6 protein-coding genes are annotated in these 9,867 nt (G+C 56.7%); all 6 read left to right on the forward strand.

Going from position 1 to position 9,867, the window contains the following annotated elements; all coding sequences use genetic code 11:
• The first annotated feature begins 4 nt into the window (after positions 1–4).
• The 6 genes from dnaK to greA all read left to right on the forward strand — a co-directional run bounded on the left by dnaK (position 5) and on the right by greA (position 9,428).
• Positions 5–1,918 carry a molecular chaperone DnaK gene (gene dnaK, locus QN399_RS25275; RefSeq protein ID WP_322177809.1) on the forward strand — a complete coding sequence of 638 codons (1,914 nt, stop codon included), beginning with the start codon at positions 5–7 and terminating at the stop codon, positions 1,916–1,918.
• Positions 1,919–2,243: 325 nt separating this feature from the next.
• Positions 2,244–3,368, forward strand: a complete 1,125-nt coding sequence (dnaJ, locus tag QN399_RS25280; RefSeq protein ID WP_322177810.1) for a molecular chaperone DnaJ — start codon at positions 2,244–2,246, stop codon at positions 3,366–3,368.
• A gap of 24 nt (positions 3,369–3,392) precedes the next feature.
• Positions 3,393–4,196: a 4-hydroxy-tetrahydrodipicolinate reductase gene (gene dapB, locus QN399_RS25285; RefSeq protein ID WP_322177811.1), complete on the forward strand. Its 804-nt coding sequence runs from the start codon at positions 3,393–3,395 to the stop codon at positions 4,194–4,196.
• 264 nt (positions 4,197–4,460) lie between these two features.
• Entirely contained in the window at positions 4,461–5,597 is a 1,137-nt protein-coding gene (carA, locus tag QN399_RS25290) for a glutamine-hydrolyzing carbamoyl-phosphate synthase small subunit (protein ID WP_322177812.1), read from the forward strand.
• Positions 5,598–5,733: 136 nt separating this feature from the next.
• Positions 5,734–8,955 carry a carbamoyl-phosphate synthase large subunit gene (gene carB, locus QN399_RS25295; protein ID WP_219063838.1) on the forward strand — a complete coding sequence of 1,074 codons (3,222 nt, stop codon included), beginning with the start codon at positions 5,734–5,736 and terminating at the stop codon, positions 8,953–8,955.
• Positions 8,952–9,428: a transcription elongation factor GreA gene (greA, locus tag QN399_RS25300; RefSeq protein WP_322177813.1), complete on the forward strand. Its 477-nt coding sequence runs from the start codon at positions 8,952–8,954 to the stop codon at positions 9,426–9,428. The genes carB and greA overlap by 4 nt, the downstream gene beginning before the upstream one ends.
• Positions 9,429–9,867: the final 439 nt, after the last annotated feature.

Below are 9,867 nucleotides of genomic sequence, written 5' to 3' on the forward strand. Positions count from 1 at the left end.
TAACATGGGCAGAATCATCGGTATCGACCTGGGGACCACCAACTCCTGCGTCTCTATTCTCGAAAACGGCAAAGTAAAAGTTATTGAAAACGCCGAAGGCACTCGTACTACGCCTTCGATCATTGCGTACGCCAACGACGGCGAAATTCTGGTTGGCCAATCGGCCAAGCGTCAGGCGGTGACCAATCCGCACAACACCCTGTATGCGGTGAAGCGTTTGATCGGTCGTCGCTTCGACGAAGAAGTTGTGCAGAAAGATATCCAGATGGTCCCTTACAAGATCGTCAAGGCTGATAACGGCGATGCATGGGTCGAAGTCAACGGTCAGAAAATGTCTCCTCCTCAGATTTCGGCTGAAATCCTGAAGAAGATGAAGAAGACCGCTGAAGACTATCTGGGTGAAACAGTCACTGAGGCGGTCATCACCGTTCCAGCCTATTTCAACGATAGCCAACGTCAAGCCACCAAAGATGCCGGTCGCATCGCGGGTCTGGACGTCAAGCGCATCATCAACGAACCAACCGCAGCCGCTCTGGCTTACGGTATGGACAAAGCGAAGGGCGATCACACGGTCATCGTCTACGACTTGGGCGGCGGTACATTCGACGTTTCGGTTATCGAAATCGCTGAAGTCGATGGCGAGCACCAGTTCGAAGTACTGGCTACCAACGGCGATACGTTCCTGGGTGGTGAAGACTTCGATATCCGTCTGATCGACTACCTCGTTGACGAATTCAAGAAAGAAAGCGGCATGAACCTTAAAGGTGACCCGCTGGCGATGCAGCGCCTGAAAGAAGCTGCTGAAAAAGCTAAGATCGAGCTGTCCTCCAGCCTGCAGACCGACGTTAACCTGCCGTACATCACTGCAGATGCGACCGGTCCTAAGCACTTGAACGTGAAAATCTCTCGCGCCAAGCTGGAATCGCTGGTTGAAGATCTGGTTCAACGCACCATTGAGCCTTGCCGTATTGCACTCAAGGATTCGGGCATCGACGTAGGCAAAATCGACGACGTGATTCTGGTCGGCGGTCAGACACGTATGCCGCTGGTACAGAAGCTGGTTACTGAGTTCTTCGGTAAAGAAGCGCGTAAAGACGTGAACCCGGACGAAGCTGTTGCCATGGGTGCTGCTATCCAGGGCGCAGTATTGGCTGGCGACGTGAAAGACGTGTTGCTGCTTGACGTTAGCCCGCTGACCCTGGGTATCGAAACCATGGGCGGCGTGATGACCGCGTTGATCGAGAAAAACACCACGATTCCTACCAAGAAATCGCAAGTGTTCTCGACTGCTGATGACAATCAGGGCGCGGTAACCATTCACGTGCTGCAAGGCGAGCGTAAGCAAGCGGGTCAGAACAAGTCGCTGGGCAAGTTCGACCTGGCCGAGATTCCACCTGCTCCACGCGGCGTGCCACAAATCGAAGTGACCTTCGACATCGATGCTAACGGCATTCTTCACGTAGGTGCTCAAGACAAGGCGACTGGCAAGAAGCAGTCGATCGTGATCAAGGCCAACTCCGGTCTGTCTGAAGAAGAAATTCAGCAGATGGTGCGTGATGCTGAAGTCAACGCTGAAGAAGATCGCAAGTTCGAAGAGCTGGCCTCTGCCCGTAACCAGGGTGATGCGCTGGTCCACTCGACACGCAAAATGATCAGCGATGCTGGCGAAAAAGTGACTGCGGAAGAAAAAACCGCCGTTGAAGCTGCACTGACTGCTCTGGAAGCGGCCATCAAAGGCGACGACAAAACAGTCATCGACGCCAAGGTTGAGGAACTGTCCAAAGTTTCCGCGCCAATCGCTCAGAAAATGTACGCCGAAGCTGAGAAGCCGGAAGCGGCTGGCAAGCCTGCTGAGGAGGCCAAAAAGCCTGACGACGTTGTTGATGCAGAGTTTGAAGAAGTGAAAGACCACAAGTAAGCGCAGGCTCACTTGCAAGCCGGTTGACTGCATTCAAGCGGTGGCTGGTAGGATGTCGCCGCGCGGGAGCTTGCTCCCGCGTTGGCGTGTCTGGAATAGACGAATTTTCAAGCTTGGGGGTTTCGGCCCGCAAGCGATGCGGCAAAGTCGACATGCTCCTGCATGTGGCTTGTTTTGCTGCTTCTCTCGGTCAGTGAACTGGCCGTAGAGCCAAGACCGGAATCGTTGAATCGACGTGAGTTGAGTCCGGGCCTGTATTGGGCTCAACGAGTTTGGCAAGACTCAGGAGGGTTTTGTCGGACGTCCTCAAGAGTGCATAAGACTTATGGCTAAGCGTGACTATTACGTGATTTTGGGTGTGGAGCGCGACTCCAGTGAGGCTGATCTGAAGAAGGCTTATCGCCGACTCGCGATGAAGCATCACCCGGACCGCAACCCAGACGATAAAACGTCCGAAGACATGTTCAAAGAGGCCAATGAGGCCTATGAAGTGCTTTCCGACACCAGCAAACGTGCGGCCTACGATCAGTATGGTCATGCCGGCGTCGACCCAAGCATGGGTGGCGGTGGTGCAGGTTTCGGCGGCTCGAACTTCTCCGATATTTTCGGCGACGTGTTCAGTGATTTCTTTGGTGGCGGCCGTGGCGGTGCTCGCGGTGGCGCTCAGCGCGGGAGTGACTTGCGTTACACCCTGGAGCTGAATCTCGAAGAGGCTGTGCGCGGCACGACCGTCAGTATTCGTGTGCCGACGCTGGTCAATTGCAAGCCATGCGATGGCTCCGGCGCGAAGAAAGGCTCGGCGCCTATTACCTGCCCGACGTGCGGCGGTATCGGTCAGGTGCGCATGCAGCAAGGTTTCTTCTCGGTGCAGCAAACCTGCCCGCGCTGCCATGGCCACGGCAAAATCATTTCCGATCCGTGTGACTCATGCCGCGGCGAAGGCCGGGTCGAAGAGTTCAAGACCCTGTCGGTGAAAGTGCCGCCAGGTGTCGATACGGGTGATCGCATTCGTCTTTCCGGCGAAGGCGAGGCGGGTACTCAGGGCGGGCCGACCGGCGATCTGTATGTTGTGATCAACGTTCGCGAGCACGCCATTTTTCAGCGCGACGGCAAGCACCTGTACTGCGAAGTGCCGATCAGCTTTGCTGATGCCGCGCTGGGTGGCGAGTTGGAAGTGCCGACGCTGGATGGTCGGGTCAAACTGAAAATCCCTGAAGGTACTCAGACCGGCAAGCAGTTCCGTCTGCGTGGCAAGGGTGTGGCGCCGGTACGTGGTGGTGGTGCGGGCGACTTGATGTGTCGTGTTGCGGTCGAAACCCCGGTCAATCTGGGACGTCGTCAGCGTGAATTGCTCGAAGAGTTCCGTGCTTCGCTCGAAGGCGACAGCTCGCATTCACCCAAGGCCAGCGGTTGGTTCGAAGGTGTGAAACGCTTCTTTGGCGATTTGTAAGGGCTAACAGGTCAGGAGCAAGGCATGCGACGTATTGCAGTAATGGGCGCCGCTGGGCGCATGGGTAAAACCCTGATCGAGGCGGTCCAGCAAACGCAGGGCGCGGGTTTGACCGCTGCGGTCGATCGTCCGGACAGCTCATTGGTCGGTGCGGATGCGGGTGAGCTCGCAGCGCTGGGCCGTATCGGCATTCCGTTGTCGGGCGATCTGGCCAACGTGGCTGATGAGTTCGACGTGCTGATCGACTTCACTCATCCGTCGGTGACCTTGAAGAACCTGGCGTTCTGCCGCAAGGCGGGCAAGGCCATGGTCATCGGTACCACGGGTTTCAGTGCGGAAGAGAAGCTGCTTTTGGTAGCCGCGGGTAAAGACATCCCGATTGTGTTTGCTGCCAACTTCAGCGTCGGGGTCAATCTGTGCCTTAAATTGCTCGACACTGCCGCTCGTGTGTTGGGTGATGACGTCGATATCGAAATCATCGAAGCCCATCACAGGCACAAAGTGGATGCACCGTCGGGCACCGCGCTGCGTATGGGGGAAGTGGTTGCTCAGGCGCTGGGTCGTGACCTTGAAAAGGTCGCAGTCTATGGGCGTGAAGGACAGACTGGGGCGCGTGATCGTCAAAGCATCGGTTTTGCAACGATTCGCGCGGGCGATATCGTCGGTGACCACACCGTGATGTTCGCAGCGGACGGTGAGCGAGTAGAGATCACGCACAAGGCTTCCAGTCGCATGACCTTTGCCAAGGGGGCTGTCAGGGCTGCCTTGTGGCTCGACGGTCAGGCACCCGGCTTGTACGACATGCAGGACGTGCTGGGGCTGCGTTGACCGCCTAAACAGGGTTGAAGCTCAACAGTTACGTGGGCTTTGACTCTGTTTTCAGCCTTTGGGTGGCGTTCTGTCGCATTACCCTGTCTTTAAGGCTCATTGGCGGTAGACCAAAAAAGGCTTTTTCTGTAAGCTACAGCTTTAGTGTGTCCACTAAAAGCGCGCAGATAATTCGAAGAGAAAGCGGGGTGACGTGTCTATACGTCATTCCGCTTTTTTGCAACCTGCGAACGCCCTTTCAGGCTTTATTTACGGGAGGTCTTCTTGACTAAGCCAGCCATACTCGCCCTTGCTGATGGCAGCATTTTTCGCGGCGAAGCCATTGGAGCCGACGGTCAAACCGTTGGTGAGGTGGTGTTTAACACCGCAATGACCGGCTATCAGGAAATCCTTACCGATCCTTCCTATGCCCAACAGATCGTCACTCTGACGTATCCACATATCGGTAACACCGGTACGACGCCAGAAGACGCCGAGTCCAATCGCGTCTGGTCGGCAGGATTGGTCATCCGCGACTTGCCGTTGGTCGCGAGCAACTGGCGCAACAAGATGTCCCTGTCGGACTACTTGAAAGCCAACAATGTTGTCGCAATCGCCGGTATCGATACCCGCCGCCTGACCCGCATTCTGCGCGAGAAAGGCGCACAAAACGGCTGCGTCATGGCCGGCGATAACATTTCCGAAGAAGCGGCGATTGCCGCTGCTCGTGGCTTCCCTGGCCTCAAGGGCATGGATCTGGCGAAAGTCGTCAGCGCCACGGAGCGCTATGAGTGGCTCTCCGGTGTCTGGAGCCTGGCGACTGACAGTCACCCGGACTTCGCAGCCGCAGACTTGAAGTACCACGTCGTGGCTTACGACTACGGCATCAAACTGAATATCCTGCGTATGCTGGTTGATCGCGGTTGCCGTGTCACGGTAGTCCCTGCACAAGCGCCTGCCAGTGATGTGTTGGCGCTCAAGCCGGACGGTGTATTCCTGTCTAACGGTCCTGGCGACCCGGAGCCGTGCGACTACGCGATCAAGGCGATTCAGGAAATACTGGAAACCGAAATCCCGATCTTCGGTATCTGCCTCGGTCACCAATTGCTGGCACTTGCTTCTGGAGCCAAGACCATGAAGATGGGGCATGGTCACCACGGTGCAAACCACCCGGTCCAGGATCTGGACACCGGTGTCGTGATGATTACCAGCCAAAACCACGGTTTTGCGGTGGACGAGACTACGCTGCCAAGCAACATGCGGGCGACTCACAAGTCGCTGTTCGATGGCACCTTGCAGGGCCTTGAGCGCACCGACAAGAGCGCGTTCAGCTTCCAGGGTCACCCTGAAGCGAGCCCGGGCCCTACCGACGTGGCGCCACTGTTCGATCGCTTTATCGAAGCCATGGCCAAGCGACGCTGACCGGTTGCCTTGAGAATGTAGCGAGCAGAGGGTGGGTGGAGCCCGGACGATTGACTGTCTGGATGGTCCGCCCAACCCCCTCAGAGAAATATTCAAGACGGCTTGCCGACTGACCTACGGATTTGAGTGACAACCCATGCCAAAACGTACAGATATAAAAAGCATCCTGATTCTCGGCGCCGGCCCCATCGTGATCGGCCAGGCCTGTGAATTCGACTACTCCGGCGCCCAGGCCTGCAAAGCCCTGCGCGAAGAGGGTTACCGCGTCATCCTGGTGAACTCCAACCCAGCGACCATCATGACCGACCCGTCAATGGCCGATGCGACCTACATCGAACCGATCAAATGGCAGACCGTTGCCAAGATCATCGAGAAGGAGCGTCCAGACGCACTGCTGCCAACCATGGGTGGCCAGACTGCGCTGAACTGCGCGTTGGACTTGGAGCGCGAAGGCGTTCTGGAAAAATTCGGCGTCGAAATGATTGGCGCCAATGCCGACACCATCGACAAGGCCGAAGACCGTTCGCGCTTTGATAAGGCAATGAAGTCCATCGGTCTGGATTGCCCGCGTTCGGGTATTGCCCACACCATGGAGGAAGCTTACGTCGTCCTGGAAAAACTGGGCTTCCCGTGCATCATCCGTCCGTCCTTCACCATGGGCGGCACAGGTGGCGGTATTGCTTACAATCGCGAAGAATTCGAAGAAATCTGCAACCGAGGTCTGGACCTGTCGCCGACCAAAGAGCTGCTGATCGACGAATCGCTGATCGGTTGGAAAGAGTACGAGATGGAAGTGGTCCGCGACAAAAAGGACAACTGCATCATCGTTTGCTCCATCGAAAACTTTGACCCGATGGGCGTTCACACCGGCGATTCGATCACTGTTGCGCCAGCGCAGACGCTGACCGACAAGGAATACCAGATCATGCGTAACGCCTCGCTGGCGGTACTGCGTGAGATCGGTGTGGAGACCGGCGGCTCGAACGTGCAGTTCGGTATCTGCCCGGACACTGGCCGTATGGTCGTGATCGAGATGAACCCGCGGGTTTCCCGTTCTTCGGCACTGGCCTCGAAAGCCACCGGCTTTCCTATCGCCCGGGTCGCGGCCAAGTTGGCAATTGGTTACACCCTCGACGAACTGCAGAACGAAATCACTGGCGGCAAGACCCCGGCATCGTTCGAGCCGTCTATCGATTACGTGGTCACCAAACTGCCACGCTTCGCCTTTGAAAAATTCCCCAAGGCCGACGCACGCCTGACCACGCAGATGAAGTCGGTCGGCGAAGTCATGGCCATCGGCCGCACGTTCCAGGAATCCCTGCAGAAAGCCCTGCGCGGTCTGGAAGTGGGTGTCTGCGGTCTGGACCCCAAGCTTGACCTGACCAACCCGGAAAGCATGGCCGTGCTCAAGCGTGAGCTGACGGTGCCGGGCGCTGAGCGCATCTGGTACGTGGCAGACGCTTTCCGTGCAGGCATGACGGTTGAAGAAATTTTCAGCATGAACATGATCGACCCTTGGTTCCTGGTTCAGATCGAAGATCTGGTCAAGGAAGAAGAGAAGATCAAGACGCTGGGTCTGGCTACCATCGACCGTGATCTGATGTTCCGCCTCAAGCGCAAAGGCTTCTCCGATGCGCGTCTGGCCAAGCTGCTGGGTGTCACCGAGAAAAACCTGCGTCGCCATCGTCACAAGCTTGAGATCTTCCCGGTCTACAAGCGCGTCGATACCTGCGCAGCTGAGTTCGCCACCGATACCGCTTATCTGTACTCGACCTATGAGGAAGAGTGCGAGGCCAACCCGTCGACGCGCGACAAGATCATGATTCTTGGCGGTGGTCCGAACCGCATCGGCCAAGGCATCGAGTTCGACTACTGCTGCGTACATGCGGCACTGGCCCTGCGTGAAGACGGGTACGAGACCATCATGGTCAACTGCAACCCGGAAACCGTATCCACCGATTTCGATACCTCGGATCGCCTGTACTTTGAGCCAGTAACCCTGGAAGACGTGCTGGAAATCTGCCGCGTCGAAAAGCCTAAAGGCGTGATCGTTCAGTACGGCGGCCAAACTCCGCTGAAACTGGCGCGTGCTCTTGAGGAAGCTGGCGTGCCGATCATCGGCACCAGCCCTGACTCAATCGACCGTGCCGAAGACCGTGAGCGCTTCCAGCAAATGGTCGAGCGCCTGAATTTGCGTCAGCCGCCTAACGCCACTGTGCGCAGCGAAGATGAAGCCATTCGCGCCGCAGGCAAGATTGGTTACCCGCTAGTGGTGCGTCCGTCCTACGTGTTGGGCGGTCGGGCGATGGAAATCGTTTACGAAGAAGAAGAGCTCAAGCGCTACTTGCGTGATGCGGTGAAAGTGTCCAACGACAGCCCGGTGCTGCTGGACCACTTCCTCAACTGCGCCATCGAGATGGATGTCGATGCGGTTTGTGACGGCACTGACGTAGTCATTGGCGCGATCATGCAGCACATTGAGCAGGCAGGCGTTCACTCCGGTGACTCTGCATGCTCGCTGCCACCGTACTCGCTGCCTGCGCATATCCAGGACGAGATGCGCGAACAGGTCAAGAAAATGGCTCTGGAGCTGGGCGTCATCGGCTTGATGAACGTACAGCTGGCGCTGCAAGGCGATGACATCTACGTTATTGAAGTCAATCCGCGTGCTTCGCGTACCGTGCCGTTTGTGTCCAAGTGCATCGGTGTTTCCCTGGCGATGATCGCGGCACGCGTCATGGCTGGCAAAACCCTGAAGGAAATAGGGTTCACAAAAGAAATCATTCCGAACTTCTACAGCGTCAAAGAAGCGGTATTCCCGTTTGCCAAGTTCCCGGGTGTTGACCCTATTCTCGGCCCGGAGATGAAGTCCACCGGCGAAGTCATGGGCGTGGGCGATACGTTCGGCGAAGCCTTCGCCAAGGCTCAAATGGGTGCCAGCGAGCTACTGCCGACCGGTGGTACTGCGTTCATCAGCGTTCGCGATGACGACAAGCCGCTTGTGGCCGGTGTCGCGCGTGATCTGATCAATCTGGGCTTCGAAATTGTCGCGACGGCCGGAACCGCTCAGTTGATTGAGGCTGCGGGCCTGAAAGTGCGTCGCGTCAACAAGGTGACAGAAGGTCGTCCACACGTGGTCGATATGATCAAAAATGACGAAGTCACGCTGATCATCAACACCACTGAGGGCCGTCAGTCGATCGCTGATTCTTACTCGATTCGTCGTAATGCCTTGCAGCACAAAATTTACTGCACGACCACCATCGCTGCGGGTGAAGCCATCTGTGAAGCGCTGAAGTTCGGTCCAGAGAAGACTGTACGGCGCTTGCAGGATCTACATGCAGGATTAAAGGTATGACCAAATATCCAATGACCATTCGGGGCGCTCGCGCCCTGGAAGAAGAACTGACTCACCTGACAAAGGTGATTCGCCCCAAGCTAAGCCAGGACATCGGTACTGCGCGTGAGCTGGGCGATCTCAAGGAAAACGCTGAATACCACGCTGCTCGCGAGCAGCAGGGCATGGTGGAAGCACGGGTTCGTGATATTGAAGGCCGACTGCAGAACGCAGTGGTCATTGACGTGACGACGATTGTGCACACCGGCAAGGTTATATTCGGCACGACTGTCGAGATCGCTAACGTCGAAACCGATGAACGCGTGAAATATCAGATCGTTGGTGAAGACGAAGCGGATATCAAGCAGGGCAAGCTTTCGGTCGGCTCACCCATCGCTCGTGCCTTGATTGCCAAGGAAGAGGGTGAAGTGGTGACAGTCAGAACGCCAAGTGGTGTGATCGAGTACGAGATTGTCGAAGTCAGCCATATCTAACAGCTGTCGCCCGTATCGTGCGGGCGCAATTATCTGGCAGCTCGCCCAGACGTTATGGGTGGGCGGCTTGGTATTGCTGCATCTTGCGATGTTGACGGTGCTGGAGCAAACAGGTCTGGCGCCACTGCTGATTGATGAGGTTGCCAGTCTTTCAGGGACGTTGCTGGTCGCGTTTGCAGGTTTTTGCGCGGTATTGCAGATGGTGGTGCTGATACAGACCGAGCGCCTGTCGAGTCTTTGGCTTGATGTGCGCGGGCAATTGCTGCTGATCGCGACGTTGGCTTCAGCGAGTTATTACGTGCTGTACCAATGGTTGCCAGATGCCGTGCGTTGGCAATTGTTGAGCTACCTGATGCTTGCGCTGTCCGGACTGCTGCTGGTTATCCAGCCTGTGCCGGGTGGAAGTGGCGGGGCGCGCATCTGTCTCTTATACACATCT

It is taken from the genome of Pseudomonas sp. 10C3 (genome assembly GCF_036346185.1).
GTDB lineage: Bacteria > Pseudomonadota > Gammaproteobacteria > Pseudomonadales > Pseudomonadaceae > Aquipseudomonas.